This window comes from Mycobacterium sp. KBS0706 (assembly GCF_005938675.2).
Taxonomy (GTDB): Bacteria; Pseudomonadota; Alphaproteobacteria; order DSM-16000; family Inquilinaceae; genus Inquilinus.
Genome location: NZ_VCCH02000007.1, coordinates 80,426 through 96,345 on the forward strand (window position 1 = coordinate 80,426; position 15,920 = coordinate 96,345).

At 69.7% G+C, this 15,920-nt stretch carries 15 protein-coding genes; 7 read left to right on the forward strand and 8 right to left on the reverse strand.

Going from position 1 to position 15,920, the window contains the following annotated elements; translation table 11 throughout:
• Positions 1-21 precede the first annotated feature (21 nt).
• The 6 genes from FFK22_RS05595 to FFK22_RS05620 all read right to left on the reverse strand — a co-directional run bounded on the left by FFK22_RS05595 (position 22) and on the right by FFK22_RS05620 (position 6,024).
• The gene (locus tag FFK22_RS05595; RefSeq protein WP_138887547.1) at positions 22-819 is read right to left on the reverse strand and encodes an ABC transporter permease; all 798 of its coding nucleotides are present in this window, start codon (positions 817-819) and stop codon (positions 22-24) included.
• A gap of 1 nt (position 820) precedes the next feature.
• Positions 821-1,714 carry an ABC transporter permease gene (locus tag FFK22_RS05600; RefSeq protein ID WP_221938413.1) on the reverse strand — a complete coding sequence of 298 codons (894 nt, stop codon included), beginning with the start codon at positions 1,712-1,714 and terminating at the stop codon, positions 821-823.
• Positions 1,711-2,763: an ABC transporter ATP-binding protein gene (locus FFK22_RS05605; protein ID WP_138887548.1), complete on the reverse strand. Its 1,053-nt coding sequence runs from the start codon at positions 2,761-2,763 to the stop codon at positions 1,711-1,713. The genes FFK22_RS05600 and FFK22_RS05605 overlap by 4 nt, the downstream gene beginning before the upstream one ends.
• 67 nt (positions 2,764-2,830) lie before the next feature.
• Complete coding sequence (locus tag FFK22_RS05610; RefSeq protein WP_138887549.1) at positions 2,831-3,931, reverse strand: PotD/PotF family extracellular solute-binding protein; 1,101 nt, start codon at positions 3,929-3,931, stop codon at positions 2,831-2,833.
• 19 nt (positions 3,932-3,950) lie between these two features.
• Positions 3,951-5,159 (reverse strand): aminotransferase, encoded by a 1,209-nt coding sequence (locus tag FFK22_RS05615; RefSeq protein ID WP_138887550.1) that lies wholly within the window; start codon positions 5,157-5,159, stop codon positions 3,951-3,953.
• A 10-nt stretch (positions 5,160-5,169) separates the two neighbouring features.
• A complete protein-coding gene (locus FFK22_RS05620; RefSeq protein ID WP_138887551.1) occupies positions 5,170-6,024 on the reverse strand; it encodes a dimethylarginine dimethylaminohydrolase family protein in 855 nt (284 codons plus the stop codon).
• A gap of 117 nt (positions 6,025-6,141) precedes the next feature.
• Here FFK22_RS05620 and FFK22_RS05625 point away from each other — a divergent pair, with 117 nt between their 5' ends.
• The 7 genes from FFK22_RS05625 (at position 6,142) to FFK22_RS05655 (ending at position 13,167) form a co-directional block, all read left to right on the forward strand.
• On the forward strand, positions 6,142-7,071 hold the full coding sequence (locus FFK22_RS05625) for a LysR family transcriptional regulator (protein ID WP_138887552.1): 930 nt from the start codon (positions 6,142-6,144) through the stop codon (positions 7,069-7,071).
• Between the two features lie 143 nt (positions 7,072-7,214).
• Positions 7,215-8,279 (forward strand): ABC transporter substrate-binding protein, encoded by a 1,065-nt coding sequence (locus tag FFK22_RS05630; RefSeq protein WP_138887553.1) that lies wholly within the window; start codon positions 7,215-7,217, stop codon positions 8,277-8,279.
• Positions 8,280-8,394: 115 nt separating this feature from the next.
• A complete protein-coding gene (locus FFK22_RS05635; protein ID WP_138887554.1) occupies positions 8,395-8,814 on the forward strand; it encodes an endonuclease domain-containing protein in 420 nt (139 codons plus the stop codon).
• Between the two features lie 10 nt (positions 8,815-8,824).
• Positions 8,825-10,297, forward strand: coding sequence for a sugar ABC transporter ATP-binding protein (locus FFK22_RS05640; protein ID WP_138887555.1), 1,473 nt, complete (start codon positions 8,825-8,827; stop codon positions 10,295-10,297).
• Positions 10,294-11,268: an ABC transporter permease gene (locus FFK22_RS05645; RefSeq protein ID WP_138887556.1), complete on the forward strand. Its 975-nt coding sequence runs from the start codon at positions 10,294-10,296 to the stop codon at positions 11,266-11,268. The genes FFK22_RS05640 and FFK22_RS05645 overlap by 4 nt, the downstream gene beginning before the upstream one ends.
• The gene (locus FFK22_RS05650; protein WP_138887557.1) at positions 11,265-12,212 is read left to right on the forward strand and encodes an ABC transporter permease; all 948 of its coding nucleotides are present in this window, start codon (positions 11,265-11,267) and stop codon (positions 12,210-12,212) included. Before FFK22_RS05645 ends, FFK22_RS05650 begins: the two co-directional genes overlap by 4 nt.
• Before the next feature lie 16 nt (positions 12,213-12,228).
• Complete coding sequence (locus FFK22_RS05655; protein WP_138887558.1) at positions 12,229-13,167, forward strand: Gfo/Idh/MocA family protein; 939 nt, start codon at positions 12,229-12,231, stop codon at positions 13,165-13,167.
• 195 nt (positions 13,168-13,362) lie between these two features.
• Here the strand turns inward: FFK22_RS05655 and FFK22_RS05660 are convergent, their stop codons facing one another.
• Both FFK22_RS05660 and FFK22_RS05665 read right to left on the reverse strand, forming a co-directional pair.
• Entirely contained in the window at positions 13,363-13,608 is a 246-nt protein-coding gene (locus tag FFK22_RS05660) for a hypothetical protein (protein WP_138887559.1), read from the reverse strand.
• 91 nt (positions 13,609-13,699) lie between these two features.
• A complete protein-coding gene (locus tag FFK22_RS05665) occupies positions 13,700-15,898 on the reverse strand; it encodes a phosphocholine-specific phospholipase C (RefSeq protein WP_138887560.1) in 2,199 nt (732 codons plus the stop codon).
• Positions 15,899-15,920 lie beyond the last annotated feature (22 nt).

Consider the following 15,920-nt stretch of genomic DNA (forward strand, 5'->3'; position numbering starts at 1 on the left):
GAAACGAAGCGGCAGGATAGGTCAGCGCGGCGGCCGGGTGGCGCCGAGAAGACGCGGCAGGTCGCCGCGCCATGCCACCAGCGAGAACACCAGCGCCGCCACCAGCACGAACAGCGCCGTCACCGCCGCCATCACCGGGGTATAGCCGTAGCGCAGGGCGTTGAAGATCTTGATCGGCAGCGTCTCCACCGTGGACCCGGCGACCATGTAGGCGACGATGTATTCGTTCAGGCTCAGCACGAAGGCGAAGGCGTAGCCGGAGATGATGTAGGGCCGCACCGAGGGCAGCACGATGGTGCGGAACACCGTGCGCTCGTCGGCGCCCAGGGTGCGCGCCGCCTCTACCGCCGCGCGGTCGATCGAGGCCAGGCCGAGGGCGATGTTCACCAGCGGCAGGGTGACGAAGAAGATGCCGTGCGAGACGATGGTGGCGGCGATGTGCCCGTACAGGCCGACGATCTGCCAGAAGATCAGGAAGCCCAGCGCCGAGACCACCGGCGGCAGGATGAAGGGGGCGATGCCGAGAGTGTAGAGGGCGCGGCCCCAGCGCGGGTTCCAGCGCCAGAGGTACCAGGCCATCGGCAGCGCGATCGACACCGACAGGGCGGCGGCCAGCACGGCGATGGTGACGCTGTGGCCCAGCGCGCCGACCCATTCCGGGTCCTGCAGCATCTCGCCATACCAGGCGAAGGACAGGCCCTGCGGCGGGAACAGCAGGCGCTTCTTCTCGTTCAGCGACACGCCGATGATGACGATGATCGGCGCCAAGAGGATGGCCCCGATCAGGCCCATATAGAGGCGGCTGAGGACGCGGCTCATCTCAGCGCCTCCTTCCCTGGCCGAGGAGAAGGGTGAGGCCGATCAGGGCCAGGCTGACCAGCACCAGGAACACCGCCAGCGCCGCGGCGAAGGGGATGTTCGACTGGTAGATCGCCTGGTCGGTGATCAGCACCGACAGGGTCCAGTGCTCCGGCTTGCCCAGCACCTGCGGCAGCACATAGCAGCCGAGGGTGAAGACGAAGACCAGGATGGCGGTGGCCAGGATCGCCTGGCGCAGCGACGGGATCACCACGGTGAAGAAGCCGCGCAAAGGCGAGGCGCCGAGGGTGCGGGCGGCCTCGGTGATCTCGGGGTCCAGGCGGTTCACCGCCGGGTACAGCATCAGCACCGAATAGGGGAAGCCGATGAAGCAGAGGCCCATCAAGAGGGCGCCGAAGCTCGGCGTCCAGGCCTCGGGCGAGTCGAGGATGCCGAGGGTGACCAAGAGGTTGGACAGGCCGGCCGAGCGCGACAGCAGGATCGACCAGGCGAAGCCCATGATCACCTCGGACAGCGACAGGATCGACAGGATGCAGACCAGCCAGGCCACCTGCGCCGGCCGGCGAGTGCGGCTGAGGAACCAGGTGAAGGGCACCGCGGCGACGACGCAGAACACCGCGGCCAGGCCGCAGATCATCAGCGAGAAGCCGAGCACCCGGGTGAACAGCGGGGTCCAGAACCGGGCGTAGTTGTCGAGCTCGAAGGCCGGCTGGTACAGCCCGCCCTCGACCCGGTGGTAGAAGCTGAACGCCACCATGATCACGAAGGGGATCAGAAAGAACACGCACAGCATCGCCGCCGGCCACAGCGCCGGCAGCCGGGCGATGAAGCCGTGGGGGGCGTTCCGGGCCGGCGCCGAGGCGGCCGATGCCGCGGTCATGGCGGGCGCGGTCATGCCGCCAGCACCACGCAGGATTCGGGCGGCAGCTCGACCGTCACGGTCTGGCCGGCGGCGATCGGCGGCAGGTCCTTGCGGGCGGCGGCGGCGACCAGCCGGGTGCCGGCGCAGTCGACATAGACCTCGACCGAATTGCCGACGTCGCGCACGAAGTCGACCGTGCCCGCCACCCGGTTCGGCCCGGCCTCGCCGGCCGGGCGCAGCTGCACCTCCTCCGGCCGCACCAGCAGGGTGGCGCCGGCGCCGGGCTTGAGGCCGTCCAGTCCTTCGCTCGCGGTCAGCACGGCATCACCGAGGCGCAGGGCACCGCCATCGACCCGCACCGGCAGCAGGTTGCCGGTGCCGATGAAGTCGGCGACGAAGGCGTTGGCCGGGCGGCGGTAGATCTCCAGCGGCGCGCCGGCCTGCTGGATCCGGCCCTGGCCCATCACCACGATGACATCGGCCATGGTCATGGCCTCGCGCTGGTCGTGGGTGACCAGGATGGTGGTAACGCCCAGGCGCTGCTGCAACTGGCGCAACTCGATCTGCATCGCCTCGCGCAGCTTGGCGTCCAGCGCCGACAGCGGCTCGTCCAGCAGGAACAGGCTGGGGTCGATCGCCAGGGCCCGGGCGATGGCGACGCGCTGGCGCTGGCCGCCGGACAGCTGCGAGACGTGGCGGTCGGCCACGCCCGGCAGCTGCACCATGGCCAGCAGCTCCTCCGCCCGCTTGCGCTGCGCCGCCTTGTCGGCGCCACGGATGCGCAGGGCATAGGCGATGTTCTCGCCGACCGTCAGGTGGTCGAACAGCGCCAGCGACTGGAACACCATGCCGAAGTTGCGCTGGTGCGTCGGCACCGGGGTGACGTCGCGGCCATCCAGCAGCAGCTGGCCCTTGGTCGGGGATTCGAGGCCGGCGATGATGCGCAGCAGCGTGGTCTTGCCGCAGCCGGAGGGGCCGAGGAAGCAGACCAGCTTGCCGGCCGGGACGGCCAGGTCGACATCGGTGACGGCGGTGACCCGCCCGTAATCCTTGGCGATGCCCTGGAGGCGGAGCTCGTGCATGCGGCGCGGGTCCTGTCTCGGAGGTAAAGCCCCCGGCCGCAGGATCTGCGGCCGGGGGCGCGCTCGATCAGCCGGTGATCATGCCGGTCCACTTCTCCGCGACCCAGTCGCCGCGTTCGGTGTACAGCTTGTAGTCTGGGATGATCGGCTTGATGTCGCTGGAGACGGCGGCAAATTCCTCCGCCGACAGGCTCAGGATCTCGCGCGGCACGATCGGCGCGGTGCCCACCTTGCGCGACAGCGTCTCCTGCTGGGCCGGCTGGCACATGTAGTCGATGAAGACCTGCGCCTCCTCCAGCTTCTTCGACGCCTTGCTGACGGCCCAGGAGCCGCGGTCGGACACGCCGCCCTCCTTCGGGAAGGTCGAGCGCACCGGGAAGCCGTCCTTGATCGCAAGGCCGGTGACGTCGTGATAGTACTCGCCCATCGGGATCTCGCCTGACTGCAGGGCGTTCTGGAACTGGCCCTCGTCGCGGTACCAAAGCGACACGTTCGGCTTCAGCTCGGCCAGCTTGGCCAGCACCTTCTCGACGCCCTCATTGGTCGCCAGGATGTCGCTGTTGCCGCCGAAATGGGTGTGGGCGGTGATCTCCAGCAGGAAGGAGTTGCTGGCCAGCGCCATCAGGCCGAGCTTGCCCTCATTCGCCTTGTCCCACAGCGCGGCCCAGCTGGTCGGCGCGTCCTTGTAGGTCTCGGTGTTGGTGACCAGGGTGATGAACCAGGCCACCGCCGCGACGCCGGCGATGCGGCCGTCATCGTATTTGTTGAGGAACTCCGGGAACACCTTCGCGGCGCCCGGCATCTTCGCCGGGTCCAGCGCCTGCCACAGGCCGGACTTGATGCCGCGCAGCATGGCCACCTGGGCCATCATCGACACGTCGGCCGGGGCCTCGCCGGCATTGGCCGCGGTCTGCAGCTGCACCAGCCAGGCCTCGCCGGTCGGCTCGCCGACGCCCTCGACCTTGATGCCGCTGGCCTTGGTGAACTCCGGGAAGACGTGCTTGCCGAAGCTCTCCTCGAAATAGCCGCCATAGGTGCCGATCTTGATGCTGCGCTCCTGCGCATGCACGAAGGGCGCCCGGCCGATCGTGGCCAGGGCGGCACCGGCGGCGGACAGCTTCAGCAGCGTCCGCCGGCTCGGGGAATAGCGATAGATCTCGCGGGTCATGAAACCTCCTCGTGTTTTCTTATGCGGCGTCGTCGCGAGACGATGCCAAAGCGGCCGTCAGCCGGTCCGCGACGATCGGGGCCACGTCGCTGCCGACATTGGCGAAGGCGACGCGCAGGAAACGGTCCTGCCCCGGCCCGAACATGCTGCCCGGCAGAGTCAGCAGATTGTGCTCCAGCGCCAGCCCGCGGGCCACCTCGACCGCATCGCGGCCGGCGAATGGATGCTCGAGATAGGCGAAGAAGGCGCCCAGGCTGACCAGGCGCCAGCCTTCCGGCTGCGACAGGCCCCCCAACTTCGACAGGACACCGCGGAACACGGTCGCCCGCTCGCGCATCGACGCGGTGTTGCCCTGGACCCAGCCGCCGAGCTGATCGAGCCCGAACAGCGCCGCCTCCTGCCCGATCCGCGGGGCGCAGATGGCGACGCAGTCCATCGCCTTCTCGATCTGCGCCATCAGCGCCGGCCCGGCGGTGATGGACCCGACGCGGTGGCCGGTGATCGCGAAGACCTTGGAGAAGCTGTAGAGATGCACCACCGTCGAACCCCAGTCGGGGTCCTGGAACAGGTCGTGCGGCCGGTCGTCGGTCGGCAGGAAGTCGATATAGGTCTCGTCCAGCACCAGGGCGATGCCGCGACGCTTCGCCAGCTCGTAGAAGGCGCGCAGCGTCTCGGCCGGATAGATCGCGCCGGTCGGGTTGTTCGGCGTCACCAGCACGATGGCGCGGGTGCGGTCGGTGACGAGCTTGGCCACCTCGTCGACATCCGGCACGCCGCCGGCATCGGGCCGGAAGGCCGGGTGCAGCGCCTCGATGCCCGTCGCGTCCAGCCACATGCGGTGGTTGAAGTAGTAGGGCAGGGGCAGCACCACCTGGTCGCCGGGCCGGGCCAGCGCCGCCATGGCCAGGCAGAAGGCCTGGTTGCAGCCGGCCGTGATCGCAATATTCGCCGGGCCGATGGCACCGCCGTAATAGCGGGCGAAGCGCGCCGCCAGCGCCGCGCGCAGCTCGGCCAAGCCGAGGATCGCGGTGTAGCGGTGCACGGCGGGATCGCGCAGCCGCTCGGCCAGATGCGCCACGAGCGCCTCGGGCGGGGCATAGCCCGGCACCGCTTGGGCCAGGTCGATCAGCGGCCGGTCGGCCGGGAAGCTGCGGCCTTCGACCCAGCGCTGGGCCTCGGCGATCGGCGGCGCCGCGACGGCGGTCAGGAGAGGATTGAGCATGATCATGGCCGCCTCATTATACCGGATCGCGCCGCAGCGGCATGGTCATGCAGTGGATGCTGCCGCCGCCGGCCGCCAACAGGTCCAACTCGGGCTCCAGCACCGCCAGCCCCTCGGCCCGCAGCGCGGCGTTCACCCGGGCGCTGTGCTTCGGCGACAGCACCCGGTCGCGGCCCAGCGCCAGCAGGTTGCAGCCCATCGACATCACCTCCTTGTAGGTGACGTCGATCAGCTTGATGCGGTGGCCGCGCAGCCAGTCCAGCAGGCCGTCGTCCAGCACCTCGGTGCAGGCCACGGCCAGGCCATCCGCGGCCATGCAGAAGATCACGTCGAGATGCAGGAAATGCTCGGGGAAGGGCTCGACCCGCGCCTCCCAGCCCTCGGCCTCGAACCAGCGGGCGAATTGCCGGGCGCCGGCCTCGTTGGTGCGCTCGCCGGAGCTGCCGATCAGCACCAGCCCGGGGCGGATGATGTGGATGTCGCCGCCTTCCAGCGTGCCGTCGGTGGAATAGCGCCAGACGCCGCCATGCTGCTGGTAGAACTCGATCACCGAGGCGTATTCGCCGCGCCGCTGCGGCCGGAACAGCTGGGTCACCACCGGGCCCCAGGGCGTCACCTGGCTCGAATCCCTTGTGTAGACCTGATAGGGCAGATGCGGCTCGGTCTTGAGGTAGTGGCAGGTGACACCGGCGCTTTCCAGAGCATCGACCATCTGCCGGTACTGGCCCTGCACCCGCTGGTGGTCATAGGCCGATCCGGCCTCCAGCGTGGCCCGGGCGATGCTGTTGGTCGGCTGCCAGGCATAGTGCTCCGGCGTCGCCAGCAGCACATCGCGCAGCACGCCGGTCTCGGAATCCAGGGTCCAGGTCACGCGCCGCCTCGCTGTTCATCACCGTTTCGTTGCCGGAAGGATGACAAATGTCACGCTGCTGAAAAATAGCGGCGTCGCGACGTTCACTTCGCGATTTCTCGATGTAATCTCGTCGCTATGAAGAACGTTTCAGATGTCGAGCTGCGGCTGCTGCGGATCTTCGTCACCGTGGCCGATGCCGGCGGCTTCGCCGCGGCGCAGGCGGCGCTGAACCTCGGCGCCTCCACCGTCTCGACCCAGATGGCGCATCTGGAGCAGCGGCTCGGCGCCCGGCTGTGCGAGCGCGGCCGCTCCGGCTTCCGCCTGACCGAGAAGGGGCGGGCCGTCTATGACGCGGCGCGCCGCCTGCTGGAGGCGGTGGAAGGCTTCCGGGCCGAGACCCTGGCCCTGGACGCCCGGCTGGCGGGCGACCTGCGCGTCGGGCTGGTCGACGCCACGGCGGGTGATCCGGGATCGCCGGTGATCGAAGGGCTGCGCCGCTTCGGCGGCCGCGACCACCGGGTGCATCTGCATCTGGCGATCGACACGCCGCCGCTCCTGGAACAGCGGCTCCTGGACGGGCGGCTCGACCTTGTCGTCAGCGCCTTTCCGCGTCACATCGCGGGGCTGGTCTACACGCCGCTCTACCGCGAAAAGCAGGTGTGCTACTGCGGCGCCGGGCACCGGCTGTTCGGCGCGCCGGACAGCCCGGAGACCCTGGACGAGATGCGGCGCGAGCGGCTGATCACGCGCGGCTACTGGAATCTCAGCGACCTGGCGCGGCTGGGCCTGTCCGAGGCATCGGCCTCGGCCACGGTCGACTGCATGGAGGCGCAGGCGATCCTGATCCTGTCCGGGGGGTATATCGGGTTCCTGCCGACCCATTACGCGGCGCCCTGGCAGGCGGCAAACCGGCTGTACCAGCTGCTGCCGGGCCTCCTGGGGTATGACGCCCCGTTCGAGATCGTGACCCGCAAAGGCGCCACCGTCACCCGCGCCGCGAAGCTCCTGATCCAGGATCTGCAGGCGTCGCGGCCGTCTGTCGCGGAGCCCGCGTCGCGCAGTTGAGGCAGTCTCGCTCAGGTCTGCCGGATGGCCGGAAAGAAGACATTTGTTTAATGTTTCGTACACTTGTCAATTTGTCTGATAAATCCGATAGTGCCGCCGCCGGACGCGATTCCGGACAGAATATTTCGGGAGGATCAGGGTCCATGCGTGGTGTGAGAAACTGGGCGCTGGCGGCGCTCCTGTGCGGCGTCGCCGCGGTGCCGGCTCATGCGGCGGACGGCGTCGCCACCGGCGACACCTCGGGCAAGAAGATCGCGCTCAGCAACAACTACGCCGGCAATTCCTGGCGCCAGGCGATGCTGAAGAGCTGGGACGAGGTCGGCAAGGCGGCGGTCGACAAGAAGCTGGTGGCCGAGGCCCCGGCCTTCACCACCGCCGACAACTCGCCGACCGACCAGGCGGCGCAGATCCAGAACATGATCCTGCAGGGCTATGACGCGATCGTGATCGACGCGGCCTCGCCGACCGCGGTCAACGGCGCGGTGAAGGAGGCCTGCGACGCCGGCATCGTCGTCGTCTCCTTCGACGGCATCGTCACCGAGCCCTGCGCCTGGCGCATCGCCATCGATTTCGAGGGCATGGGCAAGACCCAGATGGACTACCTGGCCGGCCGGATGAAGGGCGGCAAGCTCTTGGAGATCCGCGGCCTGGCCGGCGTCTTCGTCGATGACGAGATCCACAAGGGCATCGAGGCCGGGGTGAAGGCCCATTCCGGCTTCTCGATCGCCGGCTCGGTGCATGGCGACTGGACCCAGACCGTGGCCCAGCGCGAGGTCGCCGGCATCCTGCCGACCCTGCCGGAGATCGACGCGGTGGTGACCCAGGGCGGCGACGGCTACGGCGCGGCCCAGGCCTTCCAGGCGGCAGGGCGCAAGGTGCCCCTGATCATCATGGGCAACCGCTACGAGGAGCTGAAGTGGTGGAAGGAGCAGACGGCCAGCGGCTATGAGACGATGAGCCTGTCGATCGCCCCGGGCTCGGCCCAGGTCGCCTTCTGGGTGGCGCAGCAGATCCTGGCCGGCAAGGACGTGCCGAAGGACCTGCGGCTGCCGACCGTGGTGGTGGAGCAGGCCAAGCTCGACTACTGGCTGGCCCACACGCCCGAGGGCGGCGTCACCAACGCCACCTATCCGCAGGATTGGACCGTGAAGCTGATCGACGCCATCGTCGGCGGCAAGGACCTGCCCGCGACCCCGACGGAGGGGTAAGCGGGCTGAGAGCCCATGTGGCCCGGTCGCCGGCGGCCCCCGCCTTGCGCTAAACTCCCTCTCCTAGGGGAGAGGGAGGGGCCCATTCGCGTTGGCGAATGGGAGGGTGAGGGGGATGGCCGGCAACTGGGAGTTGGAGAGCCGTTCGGTCGGCCGGGCACGACGCCTGCGGCAGAATGGAACCGATGCGGAGCGGAAGCTGTGGTTCGTGCTATCCCGACGGGGGATCGAAGGGGCGAAGTTCCGCCGCCAGCATCCCTTCGGCCCCTATGTCCTCGACTTCTACTGCGAGAAGGCCCGGTTGGCCGTCGAGGTCGATGGCAGCCAGCACACCGAAGAGCGGGACCGCGACCGCACAGCCTATCTGAACGCCCAGGGCGTGACCGTACTGCGCTTCTGGAACCATCAGGTCCTGCAAGAGATCGAGGCGGTGGCCGAGATGATCGCGCACGAGCTGCGGCACCGAGCCACCCCCTCACCCTCCCGCCGCCAACGCGGCGGGCCCCTCCCTCTCCCCGAGGAGAGGGAAAGCTGAGCGTCCGGACATGACCGCTGTACCGATCGTCGACTTCGCCGGGGTGGCCAAGAGCTTCGGGGCGGTCCGGGCGCTGGGCGGGGTCGACCTCGCCGTGGCGCCCGGCGAATGCCTCGGCCTGGCCGGGCACAACGGCGCTGGCAAGTCGACGCTGATGAATGTCCTGGCCGGCATCCTGGCGCCGGACGAGGGCAGGCTGACCGTGCTGGGCGAGGACCGCACCGGCCGCTACGCCATCGGCCCGGCCCAGGCGCTCGGCATCCGCTGCGTGTTCCAGGAGCTGTCGCTCTGCCCCAACCTCACGGTGGCGGAGAATGCGCGGATCACCCATCCCGGCCTGACCGGCCCGGGCTGGCGCCGCCGCGCCGGCGACCTGATCATCGGCACTCTCGACCGCATCTTCCCCGGCCACGGCATCGCGCCGGAGGCCGAGGTGGCGGACCTGTCGATCGGCCGGCGCCAGATGGTCGAGATCGCCCGCGCCTTCAGTGTGACCGATGCGCCGCTGCACCTCGTCATCCTGGACGAGCCGACCTCCTCGCTCGACGCCGTCGCCGCCGGGCAGCTCCTGGACTATGTCCGCCGGCGGGTGGCCGAAGGGCTGTCGGTGATCCTGATCACCCATATCCTGGGCGAGATCCTGTCGACGGCCGGCCGCATCGTGGTGATGCGCGACGGCCGCGTGGTCGGCGCCTGGAAAGCCGGCGAGATCGACAAGCCCGGCCTGGTCGCCGCCATGGGCCATGCCGTCTCCGCCGCCGCCGAGGCCCGGGCCGAAATCGACCGCTCGGCGCCGGTGCGGGTGCGCGTGCCGGCCGGGGCGGGGCTGGAGCTGGTGGCGCGCGAGGGCGAGATCATCGGCCTCGCCGGCCTGGCCGGGCACGGCCAGAGCCGCCTGCTGCAGCGGGTCTACGACGCCGCCACCGGGCCGCGCCTCGGCCTGCGCCGCGGCGCGGAGGTGCGCGGCCGCGTCGCCTTCGTCGCCGGCGACCGCCAGACCGAGGGCGTGTTCCCGCTGTGGTCGATCGAGCGCAACATCACCATCCGGTCGCTGGCGGCGTTGCGCCGCTTCGGCCTGATCTCGCCCGCCGCCGAGGCGGCGCTGGGCCGGGAGTGGAAGGAGCGGATCGGCATCCGCGCCCCCGACCTGTCCGGCGGCATCCTCACCCTCTCCGGCGGCAACCAGCAGAAGGCGCTGTTCGCCCGGGCGCTGGGCTGCGACGCCGACACCGTGCTGATGGACGACCCGATGCGCGGCGTCGATGTCGGCACCAAGCACGAGGTGTACGGGCTGATCCGGGCCCAGGCGCAACAGGGCCGCAGCTTCCTCTGGTACACGACGGAGATGGAGGAGCTGGAGCACTGCGACCATGTCTATGTGTTCCGCAACAACCGCATCGTCGCCGATCTCAGCCGGTCGCAGCTGACCGAATCCGCCGTCCTCCAGGCCTCCTTCGCGGAAGAAGAGCGCCGCGCCTCATGACCGATCTCGCCTTGCCCCGCCCGCGGCCGACCTGGACCGCGCCCCTGACCCGCGCCTCGACCTGGCGGGCGCTGCTGCCCTTCCTGTCGCTGGTCGCCATCCTGGTGCCGATCTTCCTGATCAACCCGAGGACGATGAGCTATCTCGGGCTGAACCTGATGCTCGGCCTGGCGATCCCGATCATGTTCGCGACCCTGGCGCAGATGTGCATGCTGACGGTCAACGACCTCGACCTCGGCATCGGTGCCTATGTCGGCTTCGTCACCTGCGTCGCCGCCACCTGGCTGGTCGACGAACCCCTGCTCGGCATCGCCGTGCTGGCCGGCGGCGTCCTGGCCTATAGCGCGGCCGGTGCGCTGATCCATTGGCGCAACGTGCCGTCTTTGGTGGTGACGCTGGGCATGAGCTTCGTCTGGCTCGGCCTCGCCATCCTGGTTCTGCCCTCGCCGGGCGGCGCCAGCCCGGCCTGGCTGCGCGCGGCGATGGGCTGGAAGCCGCCCTATGTGCCGCTGCCGATCCTGGTCGCGATCGGACTGGCCGCGCTGGTGCATCTGTTCCTGATGCGCTCGGCCCTCGGCGCGGTGCTGCGCGGCGCCGGCGGCAACCCGAAGGCGATCGCCCGGGCCGGCTGGTCGCTGCTCAAGATCCGGGTCGGGCTCTACGCCCTGGCCGGGGTGTTCGGCCTGCTGTCCGGCCTGTCGCTGCTGGGCCTCTCGACCTCGGGCGATGCCAACATCGCCCAGCGCTACACCCTGCTGTCGATCGCCGGCGCCATCCTCGGCGGCTGCGACTTCGTCGGCGGCCGGGTGTCGCCGGTCGGGGCGGTGACGGGGGCGCTGGTGCTGACCCTGGCCGGGTCGCTGCTGACCTTCATGCGGATCTCGCCCGACTGGCAGATCGGCGCCCAGGGCGCGATCCTGATCATCGTCCTGGCTTTGCGAGCCCTGACCAGCCGGAGGCGGCCGCGATGACCCGGGTTTCAGCATGGACATCCGACCGCCCCTGGCTGTGGTCCTGGGCCGGCGCGGTGCTGCTGTGGCTGGCGGTGGTCGCCATCGCGGCGGGCGAGGGCGCGGGGCAGGTGCTGACCGCGGCCCTCAGCTTCGGCGTGTTCTTCGTCGTCGTCGCCATCGGCCAGATGTTCGTGATCGCGATGGGGCCGGGCAATATCGACCTGTCGATCCCGTCCAACATCGCCCTGTCCGGCTCGGCCGCCATGATCGTGATGGCCGGGCAGGACGGCATGGTCCTGCCGGGGCTGGCCGCGGCGCTGGCCTGCGGCCTGGTGGTCGGCATCGCCAACTGGGCGCTGATCCGCGGCTTCGCCATGCCGCCGATCATCGCCACCCTGTCCTCCAGCCTGGTGTTCCAGTCGGTCGCCATCGCCTATGGCCGCGGCCTGCGCATCTCCCCGCCCGACGGCTTTGCCGCCTTCACCACCTGGCAGGTGGCGGGCGTGCCGATGATGGCGGTGGCCGGCTTCGTCCTGGCCGCCATCATGGCGGTGGTGCTGCAGCGCACGATCTACGGCCGGTCGGTGCTGGCGGTCGGGCAGAATCCGCGCGCCGCCCACCTCGCCGGGGTGAAGGTCGAGCGCACCCGCTTCCTGACCTACGCCCTGTCCGGGGGCTTCGCCGGCCTAGCCGGGGCGCTGATGGCGGGGTATTTCGGCGGTGCCTCGCTCGACATGGGCAAGGACTACCTGTTGAACTCGATCGCCGTGGTGGTGATCGGCGGCACCAGCGTCGCCGGCGGCCGGGCCAACCTGCCCGGTCTGTGGGGCGCGTCGCTGTTCCTGTTCCTGCTGGTGACGATGCTGAACGCGCTCGGCACCGGAACCGGGTTGCGGCTGGTGCTGACCGGCCTGATCATCATCGCCGTGATCGTCGCGGCGGGCGGCGAGAAGACGCGCTGAGACGAGGAGACCCACTTTGGCCACCCACAAGATCGCCGTCATCGGCCTCGGCAAGATCACCCAGGACCAACACCTGCCGGTGATCGACAAGAGCGATTCGTTCGAACTGGCCGCCGTGGTCAGCACCCGCGGCCTGAGCCATGGCGGCGTGCCCAGCTACCGCAGCCCGGCCGAGCTCTACGCCGCCCGGCCCGACATCGGCATCGTCGCGGTCAACACCCCGCCGGAGGTGCGCCACGGCCTGGCCCGCGAGGCGCTCCTGGCCGGCAAGGACGTGCTGCTGGAGAAGCCGCCAGCGGCGACGCTGACCGAGCTGGCCGACCTCGAGGCGACCGCCGTGGCGCAGGGCCGGGTGCTGTTCGCCACCTGGCATTCGCGCTTCAACCCGGCGGTCGAGGCCGCGCGGGAGCTGCTGGCCGAGGGCGGCGTGCGCTCGGTCAGGATCGAGTGGCGCGAGGATGTCCGGAAATGGCATCCAGGCCAGGACTGGGTGTGGGCGCCCGGCGGCTTCGGCGTGTTCGATCCCGGCATCAACGCGCTGTCGATCTTCACCCGCATCCTGCCCTTCGTGCCCTTCGTCCGCAGCGCGGAGCTGACCTATCCGGCCAACCGGCAGACGCCGATCGCGGCCCAGGTCACGTTCGCCAGCACCGACCCGGCGGCGCCCACCCTCACCGCCGATTTCGACTGGCGCGAGCAGGGCGACGAGAAGTGGCACATGACGATCGAGACGGCGGACGGCCGCCCGGCCCGGCTGTTCAAGGGCGGCGGGGCGCTGTCGGTCGGCGGCACGGTCGTGGCCGAGGCGCCGAGCGAGGAATACGAGCGGATCTACGCGCACTTCGCCGAACTGCTCGCCGCCCGCCGCAGCGACGTCGACGGCGCGCCCCTGCGCCTGGTCGCCGACGCCATGCTGGTCGGCAAGCGGCTGAGCACCGATCCGTTCGAATGGTAGGGTCACAGGCAAACTGAGCAGATTGCCTCTCCCGCCTGGCGGGAGAGGTCGGGCGTCCGCAGGACGACCGGGTGAGGGTTGGCCCAGGCTCGACAAACTCCCCTCACCCGGAGCCGCTTCGCGTCTCCGACCTCTCCCGCAAGCGGGAGAGGCAACACAAACGAGCCCGTCGAGAATCCCGTGGGCCAGAAGGCCTCACTTGCAGGCGCAAGCCGCGCCCACGCTGCCAAAATTCTTGGCCACGAAGTTCTGGGCGTCGGAGAGGTAGTCGAAGGCGCCGAACTGGCAGACGTCGCTGCCGCGGGCGGTCTTCTCCTGCTCCAGGGTGCGCATCTCGATCTCGATGCGGTCATCGGCGCAGAACACGCCGTACTCGCCGGCCGCCCAGGCCGGGCCCGCCACCGCGATCAGGCCGGCAAGGCCGAACAGCACATCACGCATGATTGCCCTCCCCCTGTCGGTTCGTTCCGCCGAGCATAGCACAGGAGGAAGGGCCCGCGCCGGCCCCGGGGGCCGACGCGGGGGCTCTCGATCAGACCAGACCGGTGTCGCCCATCGCCGGGTCGGAGACGCTGGGCAGGCCGTCCTCCATGCGCCCGGCGAAGCGCCGGGTGAACAGCGCATCGCCCTCGACCCGCGCGGTGAAGTCGTACCACTTGCCCTGCAGCAGCAGCGGCAGATAGGCGGTCGACTGGCCGTGCGGCACCACCAGCTGGCGCCAGGGCAGGTCGAACAGCCTGTAGGCGTTGGCCCTGATCGTGAACACGCAAGGCGCGTTGCCGCGGTTGGCCAGCCGCACGATCAGGCCGCAGGCGCGCTTGTCGTAGCTGACCGTGATCTCCGGCACAGGCTTGCGGCCGCCGGCGGCGACGGTGCCGGTGAAGTGCCGGTGGAAGCCGTTCGGCCCCAGCACCCACAGGTCGTACTTGCCGTAGTCGGGCGACGTCGTCCACTCGCCGTCCAGCTCCTTGCCGGCCTCGACCGAATAGCGCCGCGGCACCCGGTCGAGATGCAGCCGGTCATAGACGTGGAACACGGCGCCGGCCTTGCCGGTGTTGGCGAAGTTCAGCCGCACCCGGTTGTCGTCGGCCTCGGCGTCGACGGCCAGCTCATAGGGCAGGGCCCGCGACGGGCGGATGCCGCGTGCCTGGCGCGGCGCCGCCTGGCTGGCCTCCGCCGGCACCGGCACCTGCGGCAGCGTCTCCTGCTGCGCCCGCAGGGCGTCGGCCTGTGCCTTGGTCTGGGTCGGCAGCCGCGGCGGCCGCTCGCTGTTCGGGTTGAAGAAGTTGAAGGCCGAGGTCAGGTCGCCGCAGATGGCGCGGCGATAGGGCGGAATGTTCGGCTCCTGCACTCCGAAGCGCGTCTCCAGGAAGCGCAGCACCGAGGTGTGGTCGAACACCTCGGAATTGACCCAGCCGCCGCGGCTCCAGGGTGAGACGATGTAGCAGGGCACGCGCGGGCCGGGGCCGAAGACGCGGCCGTCCGGCTTCGGCTGGCCGGTGGTGCCGGGCGGCACCGGGTAGTTGAAGCGCTCGAAGGCGAGCTTGTCGTCCGCCAGGGTCGAGGCGCCGGCCGGGCTGCCGTCAGGGTTCAGCGAATGCACCGCCGGCGACGGCACATGGTCGAAGAAGCCGTCATTCTCGTCGAAATTGACGATCACGACGGTTCGGCTCCACAGCTCCGGGTCGGCGATCAGCGCCGACAGCACCTCCTGGATGTACCAGGCGCCCTGCACCGGGCTGGACGGACCGGGATGCTCGGAATAGGTCGCCGGCGCCACCACCCAGGACACCTGCGGCAGCCTGCGGGCCTGGATGTCGGCCCGGAACTCGACCAGCCGGTTGCTGGAAGGGGTGGTCAGGGCGCTCTGTGGCATGGTGTTGCCGACGCCCTTGTACAGCGGCTGGGCCTTGTCCTGCGCCTGGGTCCAGGCGACGTAGGGGCTGCCGTCCGGGCCGTTGCCGACCGCCTCGCTGGCGCGGCGGTACTGCTTGAAGCCGACCAGCGCGTTGTCGCCGAAATTCTCCGGGATGTTCTGGTAGACCTTCCAGCTGATTCCGGCCTTCTGCAGCCGCTCCGGATAGGTGGTCCAGGTGTAGCCCAGGCTGGACGGGCCGAAATCGTCCCACTCATTGACCACCGCGGCGACGCCGGCGCCGGTCGCACCGTTGGTGCCGGTCCAGAGGAACAGCCGGTTCGGGTTGGTGCCGCCGTTCAGCGAGCAGTGATAGGCGTCGCACAGGGTAAAGGCGTTGGCGAGGGCGAACTGGAAGGGGACCTCCTCTTCCATGTAGTAGCCCATCGACTGGTTCTGCTTGAACAGCGGCCACTGGTTCATCTGGCCGTTGGCCCAGGCCGCCTGCATGTCGTTCCAGCTGTGCGGCGTGCCGTTGACGCGCTGGGCGTTGCCCTTCTTCTCGTCCAGGTGATACGGCATCACCACCCGGTTGCCGTTCCATTGCTGGAAGACGGTGCGCCCGTTCGGCAGCGGGATGGTGAAGCGATCGCCGAAGCCGCGGACGCCCGGGAAGGTCCCGAAGTAATTGTCGAAGGACCGGTTCTCCTGCATCAGGATCACCACATGCTCGACATCCTTGATCGAGCGGGTGGCGTTGTGCGCCGGGATGGCCAGCGCGTCGCGGATCACCGGCGGGAACATCGACAGCGCCGCGGCACCGCCGGCCGCGGCACCGGCCATCTTCAGGAAATCGCGCCTGCTTTCGGAAGTCATCTCGGATCCTCGAAGGAAAACT